The sequence below is a fragment of the Telmatocola sphagniphila genome (assembly GCF_018398935.1).
Lineage (GTDB): Bacteria > Planctomycetota > Planctomycetia > Gemmatales > Gemmataceae > Telmatocola > Telmatocola sphagniphila.
In genome coordinates this window covers 3,598,861-3,625,668 of sequence record NZ_CP074694.1, presented here as the reverse complement: position 1 = coordinate 3,625,668, position 26,808 = coordinate 3,598,861, and the positions used below count along the sequence as shown (strand labels likewise).

19 protein-coding genes are annotated in these 26,808 nt (G+C 54.3%); 8 read left to right on the top strand and 11 right to left on the bottom strand.

Annotated elements, in window-relative coordinates:
• Positions 1-44 precede the first annotated feature (44 nt).
• The 4 genes from KIH39_RS14315 (at position 45) to KIH39_RS14300 (ending at position 9,410) form a co-directional block, all read left to right on the top strand.
• Positions 45-1,370 carry an efflux RND transporter periplasmic adaptor subunit gene (locus KIH39_RS14315; protein ID WP_213493923.1) on the top strand — a complete coding sequence of 442 codons (1,326 nt, stop codon included), beginning with the start codon at positions 45-47 and terminating at the stop codon, positions 1,368-1,370.
• 42 nt (positions 1,371-1,412) lie between these two features.
• Positions 1,413-4,739: an efflux RND transporter permease subunit gene (locus KIH39_RS14310; protein ID WP_213493922.1), complete on the top strand. Its 3,327-nt coding sequence runs from the start codon at positions 1,413-1,415 to the stop codon at positions 4,737-4,739.
• A 74-nt stretch (positions 4,740-4,813) separates the two neighbouring features.
• Positions 4,814-8,278, top strand: coding sequence for an efflux RND transporter permease subunit (locus KIH39_RS14305; protein WP_213493921.1), 3,465 nt, complete (start codon positions 4,814-4,816; stop codon positions 8,276-8,278).
• A 4-nt stretch (positions 8,279-8,282) separates the two neighbouring features.
• On the top strand, positions 8,283-9,410 hold the full coding sequence (locus KIH39_RS14300; protein WP_213493920.1) for a DUF2891 domain-containing protein: 1,128 nt from the start codon (positions 8,283-8,285) through the stop codon (positions 9,408-9,410).
• A 1-nt stretch (position 9,411) separates the two neighbouring features.
• Here the strand turns inward: KIH39_RS14300 and KIH39_RS14295 are convergent, their stop codons facing one another.
• Positions 9,412-10,743, bottom strand: a complete 1,332-nt coding sequence (locus tag KIH39_RS14295; protein ID WP_246539305.1) for a PQQ-binding-like beta-propeller repeat protein — start codon at positions 10,741-10,743, stop codon at positions 9,412-9,414.
• Positions 10,744-10,927: 184 nt separating this feature from the next.
• On the opposite strand from KIH39_RS14295, the gene KIH39_RS14290 reads away from it, so the two are divergent.
• Positions 10,928-12,820 carry a M61 family metallopeptidase gene (locus tag KIH39_RS14290; protein ID WP_213493918.1) on the top strand — a complete coding sequence of 631 codons (1,893 nt, stop codon included), beginning with the start codon at positions 10,928-10,930 and terminating at the stop codon, positions 12,818-12,820.
• 4 nt (positions 12,821-12,824) lie between these two features.
• Here KIH39_RS14290 and KIH39_RS14285 read toward each other — a convergent pair whose 3' ends face one another.
• Positions 12,825-14,168 carry a S41 family peptidase gene (locus KIH39_RS14285; protein ID WP_213493917.1) on the bottom strand — a complete coding sequence of 448 codons (1,344 nt, stop codon included), beginning with the start codon at positions 14,166-14,168 and terminating at the stop codon, positions 12,825-12,827.
• 272 nt (positions 14,169-14,440) lie between these two features.
• Between KIH39_RS14285 and proB the strand changes: the two genes are divergently transcribed.
• Positions 14,441-15,577: a glutamate 5-kinase gene (proB, locus tag KIH39_RS14280; RefSeq protein ID WP_213493916.1), complete on the top strand. Its 1,137-nt coding sequence runs from the start codon at positions 14,441-14,443 to the stop codon at positions 15,575-15,577.
• Positions 15,578-15,628: 51 nt separating this feature from the next.
• The gene (locus KIH39_RS14275) at positions 15,629-16,285 is read left to right on the top strand and encodes a DOMON domain-containing protein (protein WP_213493915.1); all 657 of its coding nucleotides are present in this window, start codon (positions 15,629-15,631) and stop codon (positions 16,283-16,285) included.
• A gap of 7 nt (positions 16,286-16,292) precedes the next feature.
• Here KIH39_RS14275 and KIH39_RS14270 read toward each other — a convergent pair whose 3' ends face one another.
• The 9 genes from KIH39_RS14270 to KIH39_RS14230 form a co-directional block, all read right to left on the bottom strand.
• Positions 16,293-17,162 carry an NADP-dependent methylenetetrahydromethanopterin/methylenetetrahydrofolate dehydrogenase gene (locus tag KIH39_RS14270; RefSeq protein WP_213493914.1) on the bottom strand — a complete coding sequence of 290 codons (870 nt, stop codon included), beginning with the start codon at positions 17,160-17,162 and terminating at the stop codon, positions 16,293-16,295.
• Between the two features lie 102 nt (positions 17,163-17,264).
• Positions 17,265-17,759 (bottom strand): formaldehyde-activating enzyme, encoded by a 495-nt coding sequence (gene fae / locus KIH39_RS14265; protein WP_213493913.1) that lies wholly within the window; start codon positions 17,757-17,759, stop codon positions 17,265-17,267.
• 90 nt (positions 17,760-17,849) lie between these two features.
• Positions 17,850-18,218 carry a VOC family protein gene (locus tag KIH39_RS14260; protein WP_213493912.1) on the bottom strand — a complete coding sequence of 123 codons (369 nt, stop codon included), beginning with the start codon at positions 18,216-18,218 and terminating at the stop codon, positions 17,850-17,852.
• A gap of 3 nt (positions 18,219-18,221) precedes the next feature.
• A complete protein-coding gene (locus tag KIH39_RS14255) occupies positions 18,222-19,379 on the bottom strand; it encodes a hypothetical protein (RefSeq protein ID WP_213493911.1) in 1,158 nt (385 codons plus the stop codon).
• A 12-nt stretch (positions 19,380-19,391) separates the two neighbouring features.
• The gene (locus tag KIH39_RS14250) at positions 19,392-20,303 is read right to left on the bottom strand and encodes a DHH family phosphoesterase (protein WP_213493910.1); all 912 of its coding nucleotides are present in this window, start codon (positions 20,301-20,303) and stop codon (positions 19,392-19,394) included.
• Between the two features lie 387 nt (positions 20,304-20,690).
• Positions 20,691-22,217, bottom strand: a complete 1,527-nt coding sequence (locus KIH39_RS14245) for a S10 family peptidase (protein WP_213493909.1) — start codon at positions 22,215-22,217, stop codon at positions 20,691-20,693.
• 88 nt (positions 22,218-22,305) lie between these two features.
• Positions 22,306-23,088: a succinate dehydrogenase/fumarate reductase iron-sulfur subunit gene (locus KIH39_RS14240; RefSeq protein ID WP_213493908.1), complete on the bottom strand. Its 783-nt coding sequence runs from the start codon at positions 23,086-23,088 to the stop codon at positions 22,306-22,308.
• A gap of 20 nt (positions 23,089-23,108) precedes the next feature.
• A complete protein-coding gene (locus tag KIH39_RS14235) occupies positions 23,109-25,025 on the bottom strand; it encodes a fumarate reductase/succinate dehydrogenase flavoprotein subunit (protein WP_390623710.1) in 1,917 nt (638 codons plus the stop codon).
• A 48-nt stretch (positions 25,026-25,073) separates the two neighbouring features.
• The gene (locus KIH39_RS14230) at positions 25,074-25,892 is read right to left on the bottom strand and encodes a succinate dehydrogenase cytochrome b subunit (protein ID WP_213493906.1); all 819 of its coding nucleotides are present in this window, start codon (positions 25,890-25,892) and stop codon (positions 25,074-25,076) included.
• A 61-nt stretch (positions 25,893-25,953) separates the two neighbouring features.
• Here KIH39_RS14230 and KIH39_RS14225 point away from each other — a divergent pair, with 61 nt between their 5' ends.
• A complete protein-coding gene (locus KIH39_RS14225) occupies positions 25,954-26,742 on the top strand; it encodes a class I SAM-dependent methyltransferase (RefSeq protein WP_246539304.1) in 789 nt (262 codons plus the stop codon).
• Positions 26,743-26,808: the final 66 nt, after the last annotated feature.

The following is a 26,808-nucleotide window of genomic DNA, read 5'->3' as shown; positions in this document are numbered from 1 at the left end:
AAACTCCCACCATTATTCCTTTTACAGCCTCGGGAATTTCATTCATGAAACTCCGTGTTGCACGGCTCTTATCCGGTTTCACCGCTTTAACAGTCGGCATGATCGGCTGTACCAAAGCTCCTCCACCACTGGCGGCCACTAAACCTGCAGAAGTCATTGTCACCAAACCTTTTACGAAGATGGTGGTCGATCATGAGGATTTTACGGGTCATACCGATCCGGTGAACTCGGTAGATATTCGGGCACAGGTGACCGGATACCTGGATAAGGTTAATTTCAAAGACGGCGAGGACGTGGCAAAGGGAACGCTGCTTTTTGAAATCGATCCCAGAACCTACGCCGCCACGCTCGAACAGACGCGAGCGACGGAAAACCAGGCCAAAGCCCACCTCGATCGCGTGACGCGGGATTACGAGCGGGTTTCAAAATTGGCTGGATCTCCTGCAATCAGCCGGGAAGACGTCGATCGCTACGCGAGCGATAAACTGGAGGCCGCCGCGGCTTATGAGGCGGCTATAGCCAATCGAAAGCTAGCGGAAACCAATCTTGACTACACTCAAATTCGAGCGCGATTCGACGGGCGCATCAGTCGCCGAAATGTCGATCCCGGAAACATCGTCAAAGCGAATGACACGATACTGACGTCACTTGTGGAACTCGATCCCATCTACGTGAGTTTCGACGTGGATGAACGCACGGTACTGAAAATTCGTCGATTGATGCAAAAAGGTGAGATCTTATCCTCCCGTGAACTGGCCGAGCGAAGCAAAGCCTCCAACCAGGAACTGGGAATTGAAGTGCAGATCGGCCTGGCCGACGAAGACGATTTTTCGCTGAAAGGTATGATCGATTTCTCCGATAACAAGATCGATCAGAGTACGGGAACCTTACGCGTCCGGGCTAAACTCCGGAACCCGCGGAAACCAGTCGATCCGAAATTCCCCCGTAAGAATCCGGACTTTCTTCTTTCACCGGGTCTTTTCGTGAGGGTCCGACTGCCGATCGGTAACGAAAAAAATGCCATATTGATTCCGGAAGCGGCCTTGGCCTCGGATCAGGGGGAACGCTACGTCTTCGTAGTCAACGCCGAGAATGAAGTGGTATATCGCCGGGTTACCACCGGGATGCAGATCGAAGGCTACCGAGTCATTGAAAAAGGTTTGGAATTAAATGAGCGAGTGATTGTCCGTGGCTTACAGCGTGTTCGACCGGGAGCGAAGGTCAATCCGAAGACGGAAGAGGAAGCCCGAATCGCGGAACAGAAAGCGGCCGAGGCAAAGAAAGAAGCAGCGAAGCAACTCGAAGAACAGAAAACTTCCGCCAAGACCGGGACGACCGAGAACAAATCTGGAGAAAGTGCCAAGAAATAGTTCTTTGTTTCCACGATCTCTTACCGAGCCGGTGTTGCCGAAATGTTCGTTCGCTTTTTCATAGATAGGCCGATATTCGCGACGGTGTTGTCGATAGTCATCTCTATCGCCGGGGCGCTCGCGGTACCGACATTGCCTCTTTCGCAATATCCCCCCGTTACCCCGCCGACGATTCAGATCGATTGCAACTATCCGGGAGCGAGCGCCCAGGTCGTTGCGGAAACGATTGCCGCCCCCATCGAACAGCAGGTCAACGGCGTTGAACGCATGCTGTATATGACTTCGCAATCCACTTCGGATGGGTCCTATACCTGTACGGTCACTTTCGATATTGGCACGCGGTTGAATTTTGCCCAAGTTCTGGTCCAAAATCGGGTCAATCTGGCACTTCCCAATCTCCCGGATGTCGTGAAAGCGACCGGGGTAACGACGCGTAAGCGTTCGCCCGAAATTCTTCTGACGGTAAGCCTGAACTCCCCCGATCAGAGCTATAACCAGCTTTATCTCAGTAATTACGCCTTTATCCGCATCAAGGACGAACTGGCCCGCTTACCGGGCATCAGCGATGTGACGCTCTTTGGCCAGCGCGACTATGCGATGCGGGTCTGGATCGATAACGACAAGTTGGCCAGTCGAAATCTGACCGCGATTGATGTCGTGAATGCTCTGCAGGAACAGAATGCCCAGGTCGCGGCGGGACAGATCGGTCAGCCTCCAAATCCCGGCCTGCAAACGACCCAATTGACCCTGAGCACACTCGGTCGGTTAAAGACGCCCGAACAATTCGGCGAAGTAATCATTAAGGCCACTTCAGAGGGTAAAGTCGTCAAACTTCGCGATGTGGCTCGCTTGGAATTGGGCGCGAAAAACGAGGATGTTTCGAATACTTTCGATCACAAGCAGACCATCGGCCTGGCGGTATTCCTCTTAACGGGGGCGAATGCTCTGGAAACCGGGGATCTCGTTAAAGAAGCCATGGAGCGGATGGCCAAGGACTTCCCGGAGGGCATGATTTATGAAATCGGTTACGATACAACGCCTTTCATTCGCGAATCCATCAACGAAGTTTTCAAAGCCCTGCGCGATGCTATTCTGCTCGTGGCCATCGTAGTACTGGTCTTTCTCCAAAGCTGGCGGGCATCGATCATTCCGCTGGCGGCTGTGCCCGTGGCCATTATCGGTACCTTCGGAGCGATGTGGTTATTCGGCTACTCCTTGAATAACCTCACCCTATTTGGTTTGGTTCTCGCGGTCGGGATCGTCGTGGACGATGCCATTGTGGTGGTGGAGGCCGTGCAGCACCATATTGAGCGCGGCCTTGCCCCCAAAGCGGCGACCATCCGAGCCATGGAAGAAGTGACCGGGCCGGTTATCGCAGTCGGCGTGGTGCTGGCCGCGGTCTTCGTACCCTGTATGTTCCTTTCGGGTGTGGTCGGACAATTCTTCCGGCAGTTTGCCATCACCATCGCCGTCTCGACTCTGATCTCGACCTTCAACTCTCTCACTCTCAGTCCGGCTCTCGCGGCGTTGCTGCTACGCTCTCCGGATTCCAAGCCCGATCCGATCACCTGCGTGATCAATTTTTTCTTCGGCTGGTTTTTCAAAATTTTCAACTGGGCATTTCACAAGCTGGGAGTTGGTTACGTCCGTACCGTGTCGGCGGCCATTAGAGTGCCCGCGCTCGCTCTGTTTCTATACGGCGGCATGATTGCTCTGGGCGGTATGGAACTGCAAGGTTTATCGAGCTTTCTGCCGAAAAGTTACATCCCGAAGTTTGTTTCTGCCAAGGAAGCGGGTTTGCCGACGGGCTTTATTCCCATGCAGGATAAAGGCTATCTGATTGCCAGCGTACAACTGCCCGATTCTTCGGCAGCCGAACGCAGTAAGAAGATCCTCGATCGCGTTGCCGAAATCGCTCTGGAAACTCCCGGTGTGAAGCATGTCAACGCTGTGGCGGGCAACTCGTTCGTGCTGAGTGCCTACGGGTCCAACTTCGGTTCCATGTTTATCATTCTCGATCAGTTTGCCAATCGAAAAGGAAAGCCCGATCTGTATGCCGATGTCATTATGGCCCGGCTCCGGCAACGTGTGACGTCCGAAATTCCGGAAGCGCAAATTGCCATCTTCGGCGCCCCTCCCGTTTCGGGGTTGGGCCGTGCCGGCGGTTTCCGAGTGATGATTGAAGATCGCGGAGGCAATGGCCCGAAAGTTCTGGAGCGTGAAACTCTCAACATGATTTCCAAAGGAAATCAACAGCCCGGTCTGACCGGTTTGTTTACCGTCTATGCCACGAATTCGCCGCAGCTCTTCCTGGATGTGGATCGTACCGCCTGCATGGCCCGCGGCCTCGATCTCAATTCGGTGTTCGGCACCCTTCAGGCAACCATGGGAGCTCAGTACGTCAACGACTTCAATTTGTTCGGCCGAACCTGGCAGGTGAACGTTCAATCGGAGCAACAACTCCGATCCAAAGTGGAGGATGTCGGACATATCAAAGTTCGAAATCGCAACGGCGATATGATCCCATTAGGTGCCGTGGTCAAAGTGGTGCCGGCGGCCGGTCCTCTAGTCATCACCCGACACAACATGTACCCGGCCGCTCCGATCAACGGGAACGTGGCCCCGGGTTACAGCACCGGCGAGGCGTATTCGATGTTCACGGCGCTGGCCAATCAGGAATTACAAGGCAGCATGGCCTTCGAATGGTCGGAACTTGCCTTCATCGAACAGAAATCGGCGAGTAGTGCTCTGAAGATTTTCGGCCTGTCCGTCATTTTCGTCTTCCTGGCACTAGCAGCCCTCTATGAGAGTTGGATGCTGCCTCTGGCAGTAATTCTCGTTGTACCGGTTTGCGTGGTCGGCTCCCTGGTGGCCGTGGATGTCGCAAATCAGGATGTAAACATCTTCACTCAGGTCGGCTTCGTGGTTCTGGTCGGACTCGCGTGCAAAAATGCGATTCTGATCGTGGAATTTGCCAAGCTTTCGCGCGAACGGGGTAAGTCGAGAAGGCAAGCCGTGCTCGATGCCTGTTACCTGCGTTTCCGCCCGATTCTGATGACTTCCGTGGCTTTCATCCTCGGAGTGCTGCCGCTGCTGATATCGACCGGAGCCGGGGCAGAAATGCGCAAAGCTCTGGGGACAGCCGTGTTCGGCGGCATGATCGGTGTAACGCTGTTCGGTATCGTGCTGACGCCGGTGTTTTTCGTAATCGTCGACTGGTTCAGCGAACTCAGCTTCCGGAATCGTTACACCCGGAGTCTGGCAATCGCGCTGACCGCTTTAGTTTCGTTGGATTTCGCAAGGTATACCGCACGGTGGATTGGCGGGCGGTTCAAGAAGGTGAAACTCAATCCGCGAAATCCTAAATGAATCGGATAACCAGCCCCAATCCATTGCCAAGAGTCTCCTAAAGTCCCCCGGGGACGCAAAATCGGGTGCAACCCATGTTCGTTCGCTTTTTCATCGATCGGCCGATTTTCGCGACCGTGCTTTCCATCATCATCACGCTGGCGGGAAGCGTGGCACTGTCGACGCTGCCGGTCGCTCAGTACCCCGAGATTACGCCTCCCACTGTGGAAGTCTCGGCCGTCTACCCCGGGGCCAATGCGCTGACAGTGGATGATACAGTCGCGGCTCCGATCGAGCAGCAAGTGAATGGCGTGGAAGACATGCTTTATATGTCTTCCCGGGCGACGAACGATGGCACCTATACCCTGACGGTCACCTTCAAACCCGAAACCGATCTGAATATCGCTCAGGTGCTGGTCCAGAATCGCGTCAATCTGGCGCAACCGGTGTTGCCCGATATCGTGAAGCGGCGTGGGGTTGTGGTAAAGAAAAAATCGCCTACCCAGTTGATGATCATCAACCTCTATAGTCCAGATGGATCCCGCGATAATCTGTACCTGAGTAATTACGCAACGATTCGTCTGCGCGACGAATTGGCTCGCGTCACCGGAGTGGGGGACATAACCTATCTCGGCCAGCGCGACTACTCCATGCGGCTCTGGCTCGACCCGGATAAAATGTCCAGTCGCAACATCTCCGCTACCGACATCACCAATGCAATCTCCCAGCAGAACATTCAAGTCGCGGCGGGGCAGGTGGGGCAACCTCCTGCCCCCGATGGCCAAGTTTTCCAATACACCATCAACACCCTGGGACGTCTGGTCACCAAAGAACAATTCGCCAGTATGATTTTGAAGACTGACGATCAGGGCCGCATCGTTCGCATGTCGGATGTGACGACCCGGGTGGAACTCGGCGCTCTGGGTTACGATCAAGTCTGTACGCTCGACGGCAAGCCTTCCGTCGCCCTGTCGATTTATCAATTGCCCGGCTCCAATGCGATCCAGACGGCCAACGACGTGAAGAAGAAGATGGCCGAGTTGCGAAAGAAATTTGAAACGGGGCTCGAATACTCGATCGTCTACGACACCACTCCGTTTATTACCGAATCGGTCGATGAAGTCTTTAGAACGCTCCGGGATGCCGTGATCCTGGTGGCCATTGTGATGCTGGTATTTCTCCAGAGCTGGCGCGCGGCGATCATCCCTCTCTGCGCGGTACCCGTTGCGATCGTCGGGACTTTTGCGGCCATGGCCGGTCTGGGATATTCGATCAATAACCTCACGCTGTTCGGCTTGGTGCTGGCTGTCGGTATCGTGGTGGACGATGCGATCGTGGTTATCGAGGCCGTGCAGCATCATATCGAGGAGGGCATGTCGCCGCGGGAAGCAACCATTCAGGCAATGGATGAAGTTTCAGGACCGGTTATAGCTGTCGGTTTGGTGCTCGCGGCCGTGTTCATCCCTTGTATCTTCATTAACGGGATTATTGGCCAGTTCTTCCGGCAGTTTGCCGTGACGATTGCGATTTCTACTCTGTTATCCGCATTCAACTCGTTGACTCTCAGTCCGGCCCTTTGTGCGCTGCTTCTCAAACGAACGGAGGAAGAAAAGAGCGAACCGCTGCCACGCTTATCCTACCTGCTTGTTGGGGGAGTTCTGGCTTGGTTATTCGCTTACCCGGAAGCGCAACAATGGCTGGCGGACCATCCGGAAAGAGTTCCTCTTCAGCTTCGACCTTACATGAGCTGGTTGCTGCCTTCGCTGATCCTGATAAGTGCGGCCATTCTTTCCTGGGCGATCAGCAAACCGATCAATTACATCCTGGCGGCTTTCTTCTCTCTCTTTAACAAAGTCTTCAATCTGGTTACGGGGGTTTATATCCGCATCGTCGGCCTCGTTCTTCGCCTGAGCATTATCGTACTCATCGGTTATGGGGGGATGATCTACCTCACATATAAGACCCTGAACGAATCTCCTGCCGGATTCATTCCCGATCAGGATAAGGGCTATCTGATGATTAACGTGCAGCTTCCCGATTCGGCGTCGCTGAAACGTACTGACGATCTGATGAAAGAAATCGATGATGTGGCCCGCCAGATGGCCGGTATAGACCATACGGTGGCCATCAGCGGCCAGTCGGTTCTGCTTGGGGCAAACGCACCGAACTTCGGCACGCTCTACGTGCTGCTCAAACCTTTCTCGGAACGCAAAGACTCTTCCCTCGGCGCCGATGCGATAATGGCGACTCTGAAGGAAGTATTGAACGATAAAATTTCGGGTGCGATCGTCAACGTTTTCGGGGCGCCTCCAGTGGACGGCCTCGGGGCGACCGGCGGCTTTTCGATGGTCATCGAGGACCCGATCAATCTCGGCCCAGCCGCTCTGCAAAATGCCATTAAAGATGTCGTCGCTACCGTGGAATCGGCTCAGGATCAGGTGCAGAATGCTTTCAGTGGTTACCGGGCTGATACGCCCTGGTTGCGCCTCGATATCGACCGTATCGCGGCCAAGACCAGGAACGTCTCGGTAGCGGAGATTGTGAACGCACTTCAGGTATTCTTTGGCTCACTCTACGTGAATGACTTCAATCAGTTTGACCGCACCTGGCAGGTGAATGTGCAGGCCGATGGGAAATTTCGCCAGCGACCGGAAGATTTCAAGCGTTTGAATGTCCGCAGTGACAGCGGGCAAAAGGTGCCTTTGTCGGCCGTGCTATCGATCAAGGAGACAGTCGGGCCGGTAATGATCCAGCGCTACAACCTTTATCCCTGCGCGATTCTGACCATCACTCCGGTACCGGGTGTCAGCTCCGGAAGTGTGATCGATGTCGTCGAGAAGAAGGCGAACGAGAAACTGCCCCCTTCGATGAAAGCGGAATGGACGGAACTGGCGTTTCTGCAACTGCAGACCGCCAACACGGCAGTGAAAGCATTCATCCTGGCGGTGGTGCTGGCCTTTTTGGTGCTCGCCGCGCAATATGAAAGCTGGTCTCTGCCTTTCGCAGTCATTCTGGTAGTGCCCATGTGTCTGCTGTTCGCGGCCGCCGGGATCAATTTCAACGGCATGGATATTAACATTTTCACGCAGATCGGCTTCGTAGTTCTCGTCGGTCTGGCCTGTAAAAATGCGATTTTGATCGTCGAATTTGCCAAAGCCCGTAAAGAGGCCGGCGCGACTAATCGCCAGGCGACTTTAGAAGCTTGCAAGCTCCGGCTGCGTCCAATCATCATGACCTCCTTCGCATTCATCCTAGGGGTGGTACCATTGCTGGTGGCCGAGGGGGCCGGGGCGGAGATGCGGCGTTCCCTTGGTACGGCCGTGTTTTACGGCATGACCGGTGTGACTTTGTTGGGGATCTTTTTGACACCAGTTTTCTTCTTTGTCATTCAGTTCGGCAAAGATAAACTTTGGAAAAAGGCACTGGAACCGGAAGTTCTTACGAGCAGCCCGGACCACAAGCCTACGGGAAAGTCGGCTCATCACTCGCACCAAGATCATGTTCCGGGACCGCCAAGTTCGCCCACGAACAACGGGATCCCTCCGAAGGAAGGGCATTAAGCACATGCGTTCAACATCCTTGGCTTTCGGGCTGGGTCTCAGTCTGTTTCTGGCTGCCGGCTGGCAACAGCCACTCCCCGCCCAGAACAAAAATGCCGTTCGGGAGAAGTCCATCATGAGTGTGGAGCAAGCCTCGGCTTTCGCCAAGCTGGCCTTGAAGGGGATTCACAAGGAATACCCCAACAAACCCGGGCATGTGTTGAATGCGGATGGCGACGCGGTAAACCCGAAAAAACTGCATCCGGCCTTTTACGGTTGCTACGACTGGCATTCCTCCGTACATGGCCACTGGATGCTGGTTCGCCTCCTCCGTTTGTTCCCCACGATGCCCGAAGCGAAGCAAATCCGGGAAGCTATTGCTCAGAATCTCACTGCGGAAAATCTCAAAGTTGAAGCGGATTATTTCAGCCAGCCCAATCGTGGAACCTTCGAACGGACCTACGGTTGGGCCTGGTTGTTGAAACTGGTTGAGGAATTGCATGCCTGGGAGGATCCAGATGCCAAAATCTGGCTGAAGAACTTGCAACCGCTAGCCGATGTGATCGTGAAGAAATACATCGCGTTTTTACCCAAACAAACCTACCCCATTCGAACCGGAGTGCATCCCAACACCGCCTTCGGATTGATGTTCGCGCTCGACTATGCCAAGGCTTTCGGGGATAAGACACTTCGTCAAGTAGTTGAGGACCGCAGCCGGGCCTATTACCTGAAAGATGCGAATCTCCCGGCGAGTTGGGAGCCAGATGGTTCCGACTTTTTCTCGCCGAGTTTGATGGAAGCGGATTTGATGCGGCGTGTTTTGAGCCCGACCGAATTCGCCAGCTGGTTGAGCAAAGCCTTACCCAATCTGGCGGCCAAAGAGCCCCGTTCGCTCATGGAACCAGCGATCGTGACCGATCGCAAGGATCCGCAGCTGGTGCATCTGGACGGCTTGAATTTGAGCCGGGCCTGGTGCATGAGAAGTATTGCCGCGGCATTACCTCAGGATTCGCCCGTGCGAACCGTCCTGCTGGAATCGGCAGCGAAACATGCCGACGCCGGTCTAAAGCAGGTGGCTTCCGGCGATTACGCCGGTGAGCACTGGCTGGCCTCCTTCGCGATCTATTTGCTGACTGTGCCGACGACGGAGTGATTCACTTCGTTTCGATGCAAAACAGATTTTTATCGCCTCGGAGGTAGAGCGATTTTCCAACGGCCACCGGGGAGGAATCGATCGTTTCGCCCAGTTTATTCACCGCCAGAACTTCCACTTCATCACCCGGCTTCACGATAACGGTGGTTCCTGCCCGATCGCAGAAATAGAGCCTCCCCCCGGCATAAATCGGCGAGGCGTACATCGAAGTGATCGAGGGGAGACGGAATTTTTCAAAGACGGGTTTCCCGGTTTGGGCATCCAGTGCGGTCAGTAAACCGGTGTTGGTTTCCGTGAAATAAATTCGATCCTTCACCAATACGGGGGAGGGCACATAGGGCGTGCCTTTCCCATATTTCCAGGAAAGCTTGGAAGGATCCTGTTCCCCTTGAGCACTGAGCGGTACGGCCACTGCCATCGAGCCGCGGTAACCGCTCATAATCACGGCCATATCCTTAAATCGAAGGGCCGAAGGGATGGGATTGATCGTCATGCCTCCGCAACTCCAGAGTACTTTCCCGGTCTTCAAATCGTGGCTGCGGATTTTGGTGGTGCCATTGAGAATGACCTGGGTGCCGCCGTCGAAATCCACAATAAGCGGTGTGGTCCAGGTGGTTTTTTCATCGCGCTCGGTCTTCCAGCGGGTTTCCCCGGTCCTGGCATCGAGGCAGTAGAGTGCGGAGTTGGATTCCTGATCCCAGTTAAGCAATAAGTTGTCCCCATGAATTACAGGAGAGACTGCCTCTCCCCAGCCGAGTCTCGTGTTCAGTCGGCCCAGGTCACGAGACCAGAGCAATTTGCCATTCAGGTCGTAGCAATAGATGCCGAACGAGCCAAAGGAGACATAGAGTCTCTGGCCATCGGTTGTCGGAGACCCGGCTGCATAGCTGTGAGTTTCGTGATGGCCTTCGTGCGGGACTTTCTCTGCGGCCAGTCTTTCCCATATCGGCTGGCCGGTTTTACGATCCAGACAGGTAACCAGAAACTTGTAGTAATTTTGTGGGGCTTCGGTCTTTTTCTCGAATTGACCAGCGACCTTGGGCAATTCACTCGGAGCGGCGAGGCGATCGGTCTTGATGGCACTGAGAATAAAGATTTTGTTGCCCCAGATAACTGGAGTGGCGCTTCCCCGGCCAGTGAGTGGAAATTTCCATTGGATATTCTGGCCGTCCGCATTCCACTTGGTGGGCGGATCGGCATCCGGAGCCGCATTACCGTTAGTGAAAGGCCCGCGCCAATGATGCCAGTTCGCCAGTTTCTCAGTGGCAAAATCTTGAGCCTTCACCGCCGTAGAAAACAACAATATTCCAATTAATCCCAGGATCTTCCGCACGATTTTCTCCTGCATCCCGATCTTTCCATGGAGCGACCACTACTCAAAGATGTTTTAGTAGATTCAACTCCGAGATCTCCCCAACTTCGATTCCTTCCTCATTCCTTCTTTGAAAACTGGTGGGGCGTAAAACCCCCTACTATAATTTCTTAACCTCTCCGATCAACCCTAAGGATGCGCATCAATGTCCCATTTCCCTCGCCGGTACGGGTACGCGTTACTGGCTGTCTTGTGCTGTTATGTTCCGCTGCGTGCTGCAGATACCCCGATGGAGATCCACGTCGATCTCACGCAAGCTCCGCGGAAATTATTTCAGGCTAAGCTGGTGATACCCGTGAAGCCGGGGCCCCTGACGCTGCACTATCCCAAGTGGATTCAGGGGGAGCATCAGCCCTCGGGACCGGTGAATGACCTTTCCGGCCTGAAAATCACAGCTGAAGGAAAATCGATTCCCTGGACTCGCGATGATGTTGAGTTGCACTCCTTTCATTGTGAGGTACCCAAAGGGGTTTCCACGCTAAACGTCTCCATCGAATATCTGGCACCGGGCGATAAAGGGGGATATGGTTCGGGGCCTGCCTCCACCGCGAAGCTGGCAATTTTCAACTGGTATTTGCTCACCCTTTACACCAAGGAGAAAGGGCAGCACGTTCGCGACATTTCCGTCCGCGGCAGCGTTAAACTTCCGGAAGGCTGGAAAGCCGGGACGGCATTACCGATCGAATCGCAAAAGGGTTCGACGATTCAGTTCAAAACCGTGTCGCTGGAGAAGCTGATCGATTCTCCAGTGCTTTGCGGCCTTCACTTCAAGGAAATTCCGATCGGGCCGAAGGAGGGCCCGCCGCATTTCCTCGACCTCGCCTGCGATAGTGCGGCCGGGTTGGAAATCGACGACAAGTGGATTGCCGCTTACTCCAAACTCGTTGCAGAAGCCGGATCGCTTTTCGGGGCGAGTCATTACGAAACGTATCACTTCCTCGTCTCTCTGACCGACCAGTTCGGGCACAACGCCATCGAACATCATGAGTGCAGCGACAACCGGCTGGCCGAACGGGCCTACATCGACGAATCGCAACGCAAACTCGAAACGGCCTGGGTGCTTTCGCACGAATACGTGCACTCCTGGAACGGGAAATTTCGACGACCGGAAGGTCTGTCCACTCCCGATTATCAGGAGCCGATGAAAACCAAGCTGCTCTGGATGTACGAAGGGATGACCGAATATTATGGCTTCGTACTCGCGGCCCGAAGTGGATTATGGCCGCAGGATATTGCCCGCGACAACTGGGCCGAACTGGCCGAGTGGGCCCGGCACCAGACCGGCCGGGACTGGCGCCCACTGGAAGATACTGCCACCTCCGGCCCCTTCCTGTATTCCTCGCGCGGCGAATGGTCGCGTCGCCGTCGTAGCGTCGATTTTTACGATGAAGGTGCCTTGATGTGGCTCGATGCCGATACGCTTATTCGCGAGAAATCGGGCGGGAAAAAGAGCCTGGATGATTTCTGCAAAGCCTTTCACGGCGGTGGGAACGGCAAGCCGGAAGTAAAACCTTATACGTTCGAGGAGATTGTTTCGACCCTTAACGGAGTGGTCGAGTATGACTGGAAAGATTTTTTGGAGAAGCGGGTTCGCCTTACCGCGCCTCAACCCCCGCTGGACGGGATCACGCGCGGCGGTTGGAAGGTGGTAAATAAAAGCGAACGAAATGAACTTCGAAAAGCTACGGAGGAAGAGTCCAAATCGGTTAACCTCGGTTCTTCGATCGGGCTGATCGTTAGCGAAGAGGGCAAAATTGCTGACGTTGTGGCCGACTCTCCTGCCGATAAAGTTGGGCTCGGGCCGCACATGAAAATTTATGCTGTGAATGGGCGTAAGTTTACCAATGAGAGACTCGTTGATGCGGTGGCGGCGACTTTAGGCGGTAAAGAAAAAGTGGAATTACTCGTCGAGAATGGCGAATTCGTGAAAAGCTATAGTCTCGGCTACACGGGGGGACTGCTCTTTCCCCATCTGGTCCGCGAAGCTTCCAAGCCCGATCTGATCGGTGAAATCCTTAAGCCGACCATAAAGAAGTAGTGAATCAGGGAATCGACTGGGTCTGAGCTTTACGCAGGGCATAGTCGATGGCCAGTTCCATCTGGCGGCCAGGATTTCGTTCCTGAATCTCAGGAACGATTCCGCTCAGTGCCATGCCCGAGGGACCGGATAATTTCGCCAGAGTAATTTTTAAGCCGCCAAACGGGGAGGGAACTTCTCGTCCATATTCATCTTTCGAGCCACCCGTTTTGAACTTCATCACGTTCTGCAAGCTGCCCTTGCCGAAAGTGTTACTACCGATCACCGTGGCCCGGCGATTATCTCCCAGAGCCGCCGCCAGCATTTCCGCGGAACTGGCCGTATCCTGATCGACAAGCAAAACCAGGGGAAGATCGATAACGTTCATTCCGGTGGCTTGAAAGGCTTTATTCACCTCGGGAGTAGGGCCATGAAGACTGGCGATCACTCCCGTCGGGAGAAATCTTTGCGCGATCGCTACGGCAATATCGAAATTGCCTCCGGGATTTCCTCGAAGATCGATGATGAGTGATCTCAGCGGTTGATTCGACATTCGCATATTGTTGATGGCTTCGTCCATCTCGCGAAGAGTGCTTTCCTTGAAGCCCAGAATTTTCAGATAGCCGATGCCCTGGCGGATTAGCGTTGCCCCGCTGATGGTCGGGTTCACGTTCTCGGCCTTCTCTTCTTCGATGCGTTGCTGCGGCAGGTAAGTCGTGTACTCGTCCAGTGAATGGCAGGCGCCGCAAACGAATTCCAGGATGACGGCATTCGATTTGGAAAGAAGAAGATTCTTACGGGCGCGGTTAGCGACTTCCTCGAGAGATTTCTGGGCTTCGCTAATCGTTTTCGGCTTCTCAGTAAGGCTGAATTCTTTCAGCCAGGCTTGGAAGAGTCGGATATCGGCGGTAGTGGAAGAGGCCAGATACCGACTTCGAAAAATCGGGTCCGCCAGGCTGGAGTTGAATTCCTTTAAACCTTCTTCGAACAGTCGGGTGGGGGAGCATTTATCCGGTTCGATGTAGTTGTTTTGCAGTTTTTGGAGGGCTTCGCCGAAAAGCTTCAGGCCGTTGGCAAAACTCATTTTCAGGATCTGATCGACCACTGCCGGATCCTGGTGTCGTCTGTTCTGCAGCACGTGGCGAAGGCATTGACGCATTCTTCCCACGTAATCGGTGTCGCGATCCTCTCGGGAGACTTGATTGTAATAGCGCAGCGCTTCTTCCCAACGGCCGGCTTTTTCGGCTTGCTGGGCAAGAGCACAAAGTTCCGTTCCGCTCCCAGCCAAGCTGATTGTGGGGCTGCAAATTCCCAAACTGGCCGCTAGTAGGGCGAAACGCACCGGTTTGACGAAGAACCGACTCAACATCCGCAGTCCTCCCGGAGAGGTCAACAGGATACTATCTTATCGTTACCTGCCAGGGCCTGTCAAACGATTAACAGACCGTTACTAAACTGTTACTCTTTAATAACGCCACCGGTTTCGATTCGATTCGTGAATGAATAATTTTCCCTAAAGTCGCCACTTAGCGTATCTTTCGAAGCGTCCAAGGGTTTAGGCAGCGGGGCATATTGTTTATTCGCTCGCGGAGAATATCTATTTAGCGGGAGGGTGTTCGAGCGTCTCAGACCGGCTTTTTCATGGATGATACACTGCGAAAAACGATTCTTCAATCGGCCAAGACTGTCGTCGTAAAGGTCGGCACCAACGTGCTGACGGACGATCAAGGTCGCCTGGATCGCGTTCGCATTCAATCACTGGCCGATCAACTCGCCCGAATACGCCAGTCGAGCCGGGAAGTCGTTCTAGTTTCCAGCGGCGCAATCGGGGCCGGGATCGGGCTGCTCAATCTTGGTAAACGGCCCACGGAACTCCCGCAACTCCAGGCCTGTGCGGCCGTCGGTCAAAGCGTTCTGATGCAGACTTATCAGGAGTGCCTGGCTCCCCATCAGATTGCTCCCGCACAGATTTTGCTGACGGCCGGCGACTTCGACAATCGCGGCCGGTATCTGAACGTCCGGCACACCATCCGCTCACTGTTTGAATATCGCTGCCTGCCGATTATCAACGAAAATGATACCGTTTCGGTGGCGGAAATTCGCTTTGGTGACAATGATCACCTGGCCGCAATGGTGGCGAATCTTCTTCAAGTCCCCTTGCTGATTCTGCTCACAAATGTCGATGGCTTGTACACCGCTGATCCCCGGTCGGATCGCTCGGCGGCTCTGGTGCCTACCGTCCCGCATATCGATCGGGCAATCACGGAGATGGCCGGTGTGACCAAGAGCGCGTTGGGAACTGGCGGCATGAAAAGTAAACTACGGGCCGCACGACTGGCGACCGCCGCGGGGGGCGCGGTTATTATGGCCAATGGTTCTAGGCCGGAAGTGCTCGACAAAATCTTTGCCGCCGACGAAATAGGAACTCTCTTTCTCCCACACGGCGAATCGACCCCTTCCTGGAAGCGCTGGCTGGGCTATACGGCTCGACCCAAGGGCCAGCTGGTGCTCGACGAAGGAGCCTGCAACGCTCTGCTAAAACAGGGTAAGAGCCTGCTGCCCGTCGGCGTTCAATCCGTGCAGGGGATTTTCGGTAAAGGGGAAGTAGTTTCAGTACTCGACCACCAGGGGCTGGAAATCGCCCGGGGGCTTTCTAACTATTCTTCTTTGGATGCGGAAAAAATTCGCGGTCTGAACACCGATCAGATCAATCGAGTTCTTGGCAAAATGCCCTATGTCGAGATCATCCATCGCGACAATCTGGCATTGATTGAATAAGTGTACACAGGTTCTGTCGCCGCTGGCAATTCCTCCGGCTAAACTATTGGCATGTCACTAATACCTTACCGCTTCCTATTCCGCAGCATGTATGCCTGTCCCTATGTGGCCAAAATGCCGCTGGAAGACGAGGATCGCCTCATCGATTTGCCGCTCAAAGCTAAGCTCGATTCGCTGGCTGAAATCGATGGCGAGAAAAAATTCGCAGATGTTCGGCTGGGTTGGAATGAAATGGGTCTGGGACTCACGGTCGAGGTCAAAGGGAAATCGAATTATCCGATCGGCGAGGCCGATCGACCCCGGCAAAGTGATGGCATCACTCTCTGGATCGACACTCGCGGAGACCGGACAGGACACCGTGCGACCCGAACCTGCCATCAATTTCACTTCCTTGCGTCGGGGGGTAGCAGCACAAAGGATGAGGCATATTTTCTACAGACGAAAATTCACCGAGCTTTGGCCGATGCACCACTCGCCTCGGCCGCCGAGGTGCCCTTTCGTTGTCGGAGAATCAAAACCGGCTATCGAATGGAAGCGTTTTTGAGTTCGAAAGTTTTGACCGGGTTCGATCCCGAGCAGTTCCCAATGCTGGGCGTGTTCTATTCGATTCGCGATTTTGAATTGGGGGACGACAATCTCTCGCTCGATAGTAACTTCCCGTTCTCGGAAGATCCGTCGTTGTGGGCGAGTTTGGAACTGGTGAAGTGATAGACACTTAGAATCGCTTGGCGATTTCGTAGATTTCTTCCGCATCGAGCACCTGATCGTTCGATTCGAAGAGCTGGAATAAAGCCGCCTTGTGAATCTTCATTTTGGTATCGCCCACGCCGATCGCTCCGAAGCAAACGGCATTCTCGCGGACAACCCCTTTATCGGTCACTTCAATCCCTTCGATCCCGGCGGGAGGAACCGCGTTCAAATCGATCAACACTCGAAGCGTCTCGCAACTCTGTCGAAGGCGTTTCGGCAACAGAACTGCCCCGGCCGCCCCGGCGGCAATCACCAGATCTCGGCCTTTAAGGGCCGTCGGGCCGTCGCTGGAATTGGCAACCGATATGGCTTCCACTTTGGCGGAATGATTGATGACCCGAATTGCCCGGCAGGCCGATTCGGCACGCTCTAAAGAGCGGGAGCCAATACGAACATGGGCCCCGGCATTCGCCAATAGCCGTGCCACGCGCAATCCCACCGGACCGGTGCCACCCAGAACCAGAGCCTTGGCCTGTCCCAGATCGAGATGCTTCGAAGCGGCCCGAACCGCGGCGGCAGCCGTGGTGTTCGCCCCATTGGAGTCGAGCATGAGGGAGACTCTCAGACCGTAATCCGGTATGAGGTGCCGTTTCACTTCATCGAGAACTTTTTCCCCGGCCGAAACATCCGAGCCGCCAATGAAAATGGCTGTATTTTTCAGATCCTTTGGCCCGCGCGTGAAAATGCAGCCGTGGACCAGAGGTTGTACTCGTTCTGGGGTCACCGAACCGTAGCTGAAAATCTGCTGCGCACCGGCATCGACGGCCACGACCCGGTCAAATACGGAGGAATAAGGATCCGTGTCCAATTGCACCAGAATTTTGGTTTTTTCCATGATGAGAAACCGCAAAGGAGTGGGAGAGATTGGGGAGAATTCGACAGGCAAATGGATACGGATGGGAAAAGACTTCCCATCCGTTGTGTGATTCTTCTCGAATTACTTGGCGCCGAAAGGATGGCGCTGTTCTTTCTTGGCGATGATTTCGTCGATCTTCGGAGCGCCGGTCATGGCGTTCTTGATGGCCAACTTCGTGGCTTCGTAATTGTACTTGTAGATCTTGGCGTCGTCTTTGGCTTCCCAGTGGATGAACACGCCACAAACGATGACGTATTCGTCGGCCTTATCCTTGGGAATAACGCCTTCGACCACGCTATCGACCACAGCGCGAGCGACGGCTTCCTGGGCCGGGCCGAACATCTGGACGGCCTGGGTAGCTCCCTTGATGGTCACCTTGGTGATCATGACCGTGGCGGGCTTGCAGATCAGATTCGGGGTGATAACCGCCAGCAGATTGGAATGCCCGTGCGATTGGTTGGCCAGAGCGTTGGCGAACGCCACGCCGACAGGACCTGCCTTGTCGCCGATCAAAAGATCAATGTGAGCAATTTCATTACCTTCGCCGACGAGACCTTCACCGATAAACATAGACATAAATCTTCTCCGAGTCTTTAGAGAGGTAGAGTAGTTTCGTTTTCAACAATATAGGGGGTGGAAGCGAACTCGCCCAAGCATTTTAAGCGGTTATATATCCCAACCGGGTGAACGGACAATCCAGTCGAAGACGCAGATCGGCTGGCCATCGGGATCGCAGTAGATCAAACGGCGGTATCCTTCGTCGCTTTCCTTCCAGGGCGATGTCGGCAGGATGCCGATTTTGTGTAGGCGCCGCTCTTCGGCGAGCAAATCCGGGACTTGGAAATGGAGGAGATCGTTTGAACGGGGCGAAATCACTCCTTTAATTGCCAGCCGGATCTGATTCAGCTCGAAATGGGCATAGAAATTGGGCGCATCCATGAAGCTGGGTTTGCGCCCGATAAATCGAGCGTACCAATCCAGGGACTTCGCGAAATCTCCGACACCTCGCTCAATCATATAGAGTGTGTCGAACATCGCTTACTTGAGAACCTCTTTTTTCTCGGCGTTGAGTTGCGGGTTTACAACTGTCATGTAGCCGGCGCCAATTAACGTGCCTCCACCGAGAAGCAGCACGAAGATCAATCCTTTGCCCTTCGCGGAGTACATATCCAGCAGGCTTCCCAGAATCTGCAGAATCAAGCCCAGGCCAACTACCCCACCCGTGATGAAAATACCCGCTGCAAAGTAAGGACCAACCGCATCAAGTCGGGCCAGCCACCAGAAACTGATATCGACCACCTGGAAGAACAGCACCATGGGAGCGAGGAACAAGCGAATCCAGTAGGGATAACTGGTAAAGGCGAAAATTAACCCCGTGGCAGCCCAAAGGAGCGCGAAGGTCAACAGGTGAGCGTGGGTCGATTGCGTGAGCCCTTCCACACTGACCTGACGACTCTTGGCGGAGCGTTTTTTAGCCACCACCGGAGCCTTCACTTCGATTTTGATTTCCGGAGCTTCGGTCTTGAATTCCTTGGTCAGCGGCTTATCGCGCAGCGATACGGGCAGAGCGAACGCATCCTGGTTGTACGAGGCTTCCGGAGCCCCCGCTTCCAGCCAGCTAACAAGAGCTAACCGTTCCGTTTCGCGTTCGGCCCGGATTTCCGTTTCGGGCCGTTCTTTGATTTTGTCTTTCCATTCCTCGGATTTATCGAAGAAGGCCCGCAGCATGCTTTGCTTGCCCCACTTCACCTCTGGAGGGGCGGTGATCATTTTGTGAATTTTTCCAGTGTCTGCCGGAGTGCCAATCGATTTCGATAATTTCTCGAAATCGGAAAAGTAAGGTTCCTGGCCGCCATCGGCGCTATGGCACACAACGCAGCGATCTTGAATCAGCGTCTTTACTTTGAAACCGGCGACTTTCTTGGCATTGTCGGGGACCGCGGCCGGCTTTTCGGCTGGTACGGCCGGGGCCGGATCATCTCCACCTGCCTTGACAACGGGTGGCCATTCCGATCCGGCATAATGCGCAACGACATCGGCAAATGTTGGCATTGGCTCCCCGGGGGAGGCTTCCTTGAAGTGCAACTGCACCATCGCCGAGAGATAACCCAATCCTACCGCGATGAGAAAAACCGACAGGACCAGACGAGCTGGCAGGGGCAGTTCCCGGAGCTTCAAGCGATGATGAGTGTGCATAGAAACGCCTCCTTAAAGAATTTCCTGAACCGCCGCAACGACTTTGGGAATCGTCACATCCAACGGGTCTTGCGAACTGCCACCGCAGGCCAAAGCATGGCCGCCGCCATGGAATTTCACGGCCACTTTGGAAACATCATATTTGCCACGCGAGCGGAAACTGATTTTGATGCCTCCGGCGGGTTGTTCCATGAACATCAGCGAGACTTCCACCCCGGCCAGACTGCGGGGCAGATCGATCATGTCTTCGGTGTCGCCCGGCACCGCCCCAAGTTCCTCGTAGTCAGTTCGCAACACATGGCTGTAAGCGATCTTGTCGCGGATGACCAACCGTTCCAGAACACGTCCCATGAGTTTCAGTCGGGCCGGTGAGTTTTGTTCATACAGAATTTCGTACAACTCTTTCGGGTTCGCACCCGACTTTGTCAGTTCGCCTGCCAGCTCAAACGTGCGTTGTAGCGTGCGTTCGTGGTGAAACCACCCGGTGTCCATCGCCAGAGCCATGAAGAGGTACTCGGCGCTCGCTTTGGTATGCGGAACCTTCAAAGCCAGCATGGCTTCGTGAATCAGACGGCCGCAAGCTTCAGCAGAGATGTCCTGAAAGAGAACCGCACCCAAATCATCCTGAGTAACGTGGTGGTCGATCACCGCTTTGTCGGCCTTCGCAGTTTTCATCCAGTCGCCGAAGTCGCCCAGTTGCGTCCAGGCCCCTGTATCGACAATCACGATAGCGTCATAGTTTCCATTCGTAGGATCGGCCGGGTTAAACCGGAGGATTGTTTTTCGCTCGGGATCGAGGAAATTGTAGCGCGGCGGCATGACGCTGGCAATGACCACCCGCGTCTCCTTGCCCAATCGCTGTAAAGCATTGGCGAGCGCCAGTTCGCAGCCGAGGGCATCTCCATCGGGCCGAACGTGCGTCATGATCAGAAATCGTTGATGGCTATGAACGAAATCTACAAAGCGCGACCAGTCTATAGGCAAGTGAAACTCCTGCTGGGGGTGGGAGTAGAAATTATATCTGGATTGGCGTCCGAGGGACATGTTTGGGCCGTGCGATTCTCAAAGTCTTATTGAGGAAATACAGATCGAAATTAGTCCGATTTAAATTTGAGTGAAGTGATGAGGCATACGTGACGGAGTTGATCACTCGCCCGAATGCTGACGCTGACGGAATGCAAAGTGGTGAGATGGACAATTCCTCAAATTGTCCGCTTCATGTAATTCGGTCAAGAAGGAGGAGAGCGATCGAAAGCTCTCCTCTATGTTTTTTCGATGATTCGGTAGGGATTCAAGCAATCCTTGGCTAACTCACTTCGTCAGTGCATCCTTGTAGAACTGCTCAATGTCCTTGCGAAGCTTCTCGTGCGAAGCCTTGTGAGCGTACATCATGTGGCCGGCTTCATAGTAACTGACGCGAATGTTCTTGCGGACTTCCGGCTCCAGACCGAGGTGATCCAAAGTGTAATTCGTCGCGAAATAGGGCGTCGCCAGATCGTAATGGCCGCTGGCGACAAATAACTTCAAATTCTTGTTCGCAGTCATCGCCGCCCGAAGGGTGGGAGCCACGTTCAGATAGCGGTTGCGGGCCGGTCCATATTCCCAGGGCTGTACTTTCCCGGTGAGAATTTCGTACTTCAGCTCGCTCTTGTAGTTGAGTTGATTTCGCATGTAATCGTTGAACATCGCGGTGTAAGTGCCTTGAACGGATGCGTAACTGGGATCGTAATCGGGACGTTCTCCAGCGGCGTCTTTATCGATACCTTTCAAGCGACTGTCGTAGCGGCCTACGTTCAGGCGATCCGAACGGAGTAATTCTTTGCAGAAGCGCGGCTGGTCGACTCGAAGATTGGCACGAATGAGGAACGATTTCGAGAGCCCCGTATAATCGCCGAGTTTCTGGGCAATCTTCTGCCGATCTTCCTCCGAAAGCTTGGCCCCTTTCATCAGAGCCAGAGTGTACTCATTTTCCGCGAACTTCTCCACTTCCGCGAGAGTTTTCTCCAGATCTTTCTGCAGTTCCGGATTCAATTTTTTGTGATACCAGGCCGTGGCCGTGTAGGTCGGCAGGAAAAGAATGTAGGGCAGATCGTTCCCTTCATCGAAGCGGGCCGTCTGAAAGTTCAAAATGGCCGAGATGAGCATGATGCCATTCAGATTCATACCGTGGGTATCCTGAAGGTAACCCGACAGTCCCGAAGCTCGCGTGGTGCCGTAGCTCTCTCCCGCGAGAAATTTCGCGGATGACCAGCGCTCGTACTTGTTCGTGAACTGATAGATGAAATCTCCGACCGAAGAGATATCCTCGGTGACTCCGGTAAAGGCTTTCGTGGTTTGACCGGTAGCCGGGCGGCTGTAGCCCGTGCCCACAGGGTCGATGAAAACCAGATCGGTCAGATCCAGCAAAGTGAATTCGTTTTCGACAAGTTTATACGGCGGCGGCAGCGGTTCGCCGGCATCGTTCATGGCCACTTTCTTCGGGCCGAAGGCTCCCATATGCAGCCAGACGGAAGAGGAACCAGGGCCGCCGTTGAATGTGAAAGTGATCGGCCGTTTCGAGGCGGAATCTCCGAGCAGGCGGTAGTAGGTAAAAGAGATATCGGCTCGCGGCTTCCCATCGTCATCTTTCAGGGTCATCAGGCCAGCAATGGCTTCGTAGTCCAGTTGTTTCCCACCGGGCAGTGCTACGGTATGACGAGTCTTAACTGCTCCTTCTTTGTCTTTGCCGGGCGTCTCCTTTTTCGCCGGAGCGTCCTCTTTTTTCGCCGGTTCCTGAGTCCAGACGGCCGATCCCGGTACGAACATCGCGAGAAATAGCAGAAGAAGGAACGAGCGCATCGATAGAGTCCTTTGGGATAAGTTGGAAAGAACGTACCTGAGAAATGATAGCAGGTACGGCGATTAAAAACTGGGAGAGTATTACGATTTAGCCAGCGTTATCACCCGCGCCCGATTCGCGGCGAACCAAGGACGAAGCCCCGGCCCGGATATATTCCCGGTTCAGCTTGGCGATGAATTTCACGCCAATTTCCTTGGGACAGGCAGCCTCGCACTCGTACTGATTGGTACAGTGTCCGAAACCTTCGGCATCGTGCTGCTGGATCATTCTCAATGCCCGTTCGCGGCGTTCGGCCGAGCCCTGGGGCAAGACAGACAGATGCGTAACCTTGGCCGCCACGAAAAGCATGGCCGATGCATTCTTGCAGGCTGCGGCACACGCCCCGCAACCAATGCAAGTCGCGGCATCCATGGCCGTATCGGCGTTTTCTTTTGGTACCGGGATGGCGTTACCATCCGGTGTACCACCGGTGTTCACCGATACGTAACCTCCGGCCTGGATGATGCGATCGAAGGCGGAGCGGTCCACAATCAGGTCACGCAGGACCGGGAACGCCTTGGCTCGCCAGGGTTCGATGTGGATGTGCTCGCCATCGTGGAACTTTCGCATGTGCAACTGGCAGGCGGTCGTGGCCCGCTCCGGTCCATGCGCCATGCCGTTGATCATCATCGAGCACGATCCGCAGATGCCTTCCCGGCAGTCGTGGTCGAAGTGGATCGGATCTTTGTTCTGCTTGATGAGATCTTCGTTGACGACATCGAGCATTTCCAGGAAGGACATATCGCCGCTGATGTTCCGGGCGGGATAGGTCTCCAGCTTTCCGGAACTCTTGGCATCCTTCTGTCGCCAAACGTGTAAAGTCAGATTCATATCGGATTTCCGAGAGTGGTTTATTTGTAACTTCGTTTGGAGGGATGAGCGACTTCCCAGTTCAACGGCTCGACATTGCGAACCGGTTCCTTATCGGGGCCGGCGTATTCCCAGGCGGCGACATGGCAGAAATGCTCATCGTCTCGTTTCGCTTCGCCTTCACTATCCTGGTATTCTTCGCGGAAGTGCCCGCCGCAGGATTCTTCGCGGGTCAGGGCATCCTTGGCGAGCAATTCTCCGAATTCGAGGAAGTCGGCGACGCGGCCGGCCCGTTCCAAAGCCTGATTCAGGTCATCGTTGGTGCCCGGTACATTTACGCTGCTCCAGAATTCTTCCCGGAGATTGCGAATCTTGTCGATGGCCCGGTTGAGCGATTCCTTGGTGCGGGCCATACCCACGTTGTCCCACATGATGTGGCCGAGTTCGCGATGAATGTCGATGGCCGTCTTCTTGCCTTTGATCGAGAGCATTTTTTGAATTTTTTGCTTCTGTTCTTCTTCACAGCGTTTGAACTCGGCATGGTCGGTCGAGAGTTTCTCGGGCTTCACACCGGCAAAATAATTGCTCAGTGTGTAAGGGATGATGAAGTAGCCATCGGCCAGGCCTTGCATCAGCGCCGAAGCTCCAAGTCGATTGGCCCCGTGATCCGAGAAATTGGCTTCTCCCAGTACGAACAGGCCGGGCAAGTTCGACATCAGGTTGTAATCGACCCAGAGACCACCCATGGTGTAGTGCAGGGCGGGATAAATCCGCATCGGCTGTTTGTAACCGCTTTCGCCGGTAATCCGTTCGTACATGTCGAACAAGTTGCCATATTTTTCCTGAATCTTGCTGAGCCCATCCCGCTTGATGGCGGCTGCGAAATCAAGATAAACTCCACGGCCGCCTGGCCCAACCCCCCGGCCATCGTCGCAAGCTTTCTTGGATTGCCGACTGGCAATGTCGCGCGGGGCAAGGTTCCCGTAGCTCGGGTAAATCCGTTCCAGGTAATAATCCCGGTCGCTTTCGGAAATGGAATTGGGGTGTTTACCAATGTCACTGGCGTTCTTTGGCACCCAGACGCGTCCATCGTTTCGGAGCGATTCGCTCATCAAAGTCAATTTCGACTGATGTTCTCCCGAAACGGGAATACAAGTCGGGTGAATTTGTGTGTAGCACGGGTTGGCAAAGGTCGCCCCGCGTTTGTAGGCCCGGTAGGTGGCGGAAACGTTGCAACCAGCGGCGTTTGTCGACAGGAAGTAGGTGTTGCAATAACCACCAGTGGCCAGCAGCACGGCATCAGCGCTATAGCTTTCAATCTTGCCGGTCGTCATATCGCGAACGACAATTCCGCGAGCCCGGCCGTCGATCACGACCAGATCGAGAAACTCCGTGCGAGGATGCATCTTGACTTTGCCGTTGTAAATCTGGCGCGAAAGAGCCTGATAAGCCCCCAGGAGCAGTTGCTGGCCGGTCTGTCCCCGGCAGTAGAAGGTTCGTGAGACCTGGGCTCCCCCGAAGGAACGGTTAGCGAGTAGGCCGCCGTATTCGCGTGCGAAAGGTACGCCCTGAGCCACGCATTGATCGATGATGTTCACCGACACTTCGGCCAGGCGATGCACATTAGCTTCGCGAGCGCGGTAATCGCCCCCTTTGATCGTGTCGTAGAAGAGCCGATAAATGCTGTCGCCGTCGTTCTGATAGTTCTTGGCTGCGTTGATGCCGCCTTGAGCGGCAATGCTATGTGCCCGACGGGGGCTGTCCTGGTAGCAGAAAGAATCGACGTTGTAGCCAAGTTCGGCCAAGGTTGCCGCCGCCGCCCCGCCCGCCAAACCGGTGCCGACGACGATCACGGAGTATTTCCGTTTGTTGGCGGGGTTCACCAACTTCTGGTCGGCCTTGTACTTGGTCCACTTTCCGGCCAATGGACCCGATGGTATATGGGATTCGAGTTGAATCATAATAATCTCTGGAAGCTGAGGGCTTCTTTGTGTTCGGTTGGGTTATTAGTCGTTGCTAACGGCAAGGAAAGTCGCAGCCGGTTTCAACCAGCCCGACCAGACCGCGATTACCACCAGGGAATAACCGAGAGTCACCACGATCGCTAACAGCCGAGCGGCGATCTTTAAAAAGCGATCGGTTCGAGGCGTATTCAGCCCCAAGGTTTGGAACAGGCTGAAGGAACCGTGCGTCAGGTGCATGAACAGCATGCCCATGGCGGCCAAATAAATAATCGCCAGGATCGGATTGGAAAGCCCGGAAATCATAGCGGAGTAAACGTCGTGCCGTCCTGCGGCGTCTCGCAGGTCCAGGTAATTCGCCAGAACGTATTTGCCGGTGCTGCGATCCAGGGCCTGAGCACCGACAAGGTAGCCCAGCGTGAAGTGAGCGATGTGGAAAATCACGAAAGCGAGGATAGCCAGGCCGGCGTACATCATGAAGCGGGACGCCGGGCTCGCCTGAACCGTCTGAACATACAAATAATTCACCGGGCGAGCAGCTTTGGCCCGGGCTCGAAGCCGAAGCGTCAGCAATATGTGAATTACGAAGATTGCCAACAAACCGCCGCGCGCGATCCAAAGTAATGGACCGAGGTCCTTCAGGAACTTCGCATAATTATTATACGCTTCCTGCCCGGCGAACATCTTGAGGTGGCCGATCATGTGACCGATGACGAAGCCGATCAACCCGATCCCCGTCAGGGCCACGATGATTTTCATGCCCACCGTGGAAGAGACTAAGGGGCTCAACCAGTTGAGCAAGCCTTTACCGTGCGGGAGAGTATTAGGAGCCTGATCGCGTTTGGTTGGTGCAGCGCTCGACATAAGGTCAGTTGCTCGAAATTTTGTAAAAACCGTCGGTTGGTTCTGTTATTATGAGATTTCCATGCGAATCGTAAACCCAGTCTATTTCTATCATAAGGCGGTCGACATGCGAATTGCCACAGTTCTGATGCTTGGCCTGATTTTTCCCTCACTCAGCCTCGCTCAGGACGACAAAAAAAATAAGGAAGAAAAATCCCAGGAACGCTACGAATGGCGTTCCCGGCACGATCCGAACGGCATCGGCAAGTTCTACATGGATCGGGAGATTGCCCACGTAATGGGGCATGCGGCAGCCGGTTGGCTCGAACGTAAAGAACGCGAAGAAGAGGAGCAGCCGGCGAAACTTCTGAAAGCCCTGAACATCAAAGAGGGCATGGTGGTGGCCGATATTGGGGCTGGCAGCGGTTTTTACAGCTTTCGCATGAGCAAGCTGGTCGGTGAAAAAGGCAAAGTGCTGGCGGTCGATATCCAGCAGGAAATGTTGGACTTGATTCGGGATAAAGCGAAAGGGCAGGGAGTCAAAAATATCGAATTGGTGCTGGGAGCAGAAAAAGATCCGAAACTGACGGCCAATACGGTCGATCTCATTTTATTAGTTGATGTTTATCATGAATTCGAGCACCCCTATGAAATGACCCAGAAGATGGTGGAGGCCCTGAAACCGGGTGGGAAACTGGTCTTCGTGGAATTTCGTAAGGAGGACGAAAATGTGCCGATCAAACTCGTTCACAAAATGACGCAGAAGCAGGTGATCAAAGAAATGGCGGAATTTAAGGAATTAAAGCACGAGTCCACATCGGATGTCCTGCCCTGGCAACACATTATCTTTTTTGTAAAGGGGAAGAAGTAGATTTTGGTGGTAAACTAAAGAAATAGACTAGTGCGTCGACTTTGTCGATTGTTTTGGTGGTAATGA

Bases quoted from the DNA above. Each gene is read 5' to 3' on its own strand.
- KIH39_RS14245 (WP_213493909.1), bottom strand. From the start codon at position 22,217: ATGCGCTCGTTCCTTCTTCTGCTATTTCTCGCGATGTTCGTACCGGGA.
- KIH39_RS14310 (WP_213493922.1), top strand. From the start codon at position 1,413: ATGTTCGTTCGCTTTTTCATAGATAGGCCGATATTCGCGACGGTGTTG.
- KIH39_RS14300 (WP_213493920.1), top strand. From the start codon at position 8,283: ATGCGTTCAACATCCTTGGCTTTCGGGCTGGGTCTCAGTCTGTTTCTG.
- KIH39_RS14250 (WP_213493910.1), bottom strand. From the start codon at position 20,303: ATGACGCACGTTCGGCCCGATGGAGATGCCCTCGGCTGCGAACTGGCG.
- KIH39_RS14230 (WP_213493906.1), bottom strand. From the start codon at position 25,892: ATGTCGAGCGCTGCACCAACCAAACGCGATCAGGCTCCTAATACTCTC.
- KIH39_RS14270 (WP_213493914.1), bottom strand. From the start codon at position 17,162: ATGGAAAAAACCAAAATTCTGGTGCAATTGGACACGGATCCTTATTCC.
- KIH39_RS14305 (WP_213493921.1), top strand. From the start codon at position 4,814: ATGTTCGTTCGCTTTTTCATCGATCGGCCGATTTTCGCGACCGTGCTT.
- KIH39_RS14315 (WP_213493923.1), top strand. From the start codon at position 45: ATGAAACTCCGTGTTGCACGGCTCTTATCCGGTTTCACCGCTTTAACA.
- KIH39_RS14255 (WP_213493911.1), bottom strand. From the start codon at position 19,379: ATGCACACTCATCATCGCTTGAAGCTCCGGGAACTGCCCCTGCCAGCT.
- proB (WP_213493916.1), top strand. From the start codon at position 14,441: ATGGATGATACACTGCGAAAAACGATTCTTCAATCGGCCAAGACTGTC.
- KIH39_RS14240 (WP_213493908.1), bottom strand. From the start codon at position 23,088: ATGAATCTGACTTTACACGTTTGGCGACAGAAGGATGCCAAGAGTTCC.
- KIH39_RS14290 (WP_213493918.1), top strand. From the start codon at position 10,928: ATGTCCCATTTCCCTCGCCGGTACGGGTACGCGTTACTGGCTGTCTTG.
- KIH39_RS14275 (WP_213493915.1), top strand. From the start codon at position 15,629: ATGTCACTAATACCTTACCGCTTCCTATTCCGCAGCATGTATGCCTGT.
- fae (WP_213493913.1), bottom strand. From the start codon at position 17,759: ATGTCTATGTTTATCGGTGAAGGTCTCGTCGGCGAAGGTAATGAAATT.
- KIH39_RS14285 (WP_213493917.1), bottom strand. From the start codon at position 14,168: ATGTTGAGTCGGTTCTTCGTCAAACCGGTGCGTTTCGCCCTACTAGCG.
- KIH39_RS14260 (WP_213493912.1), bottom strand. From the start codon at position 18,218: ATGTTCGACACACTCTATATGATTGAGCGAGGTGTCGGAGATTTCGCG.
- KIH39_RS14225 (WP_246539304.1), top strand. From the start codon at position 25,954: ATGCGAATCGTAAACCCAGTCTATTTCTATCATAAGGCGGTCGACATG.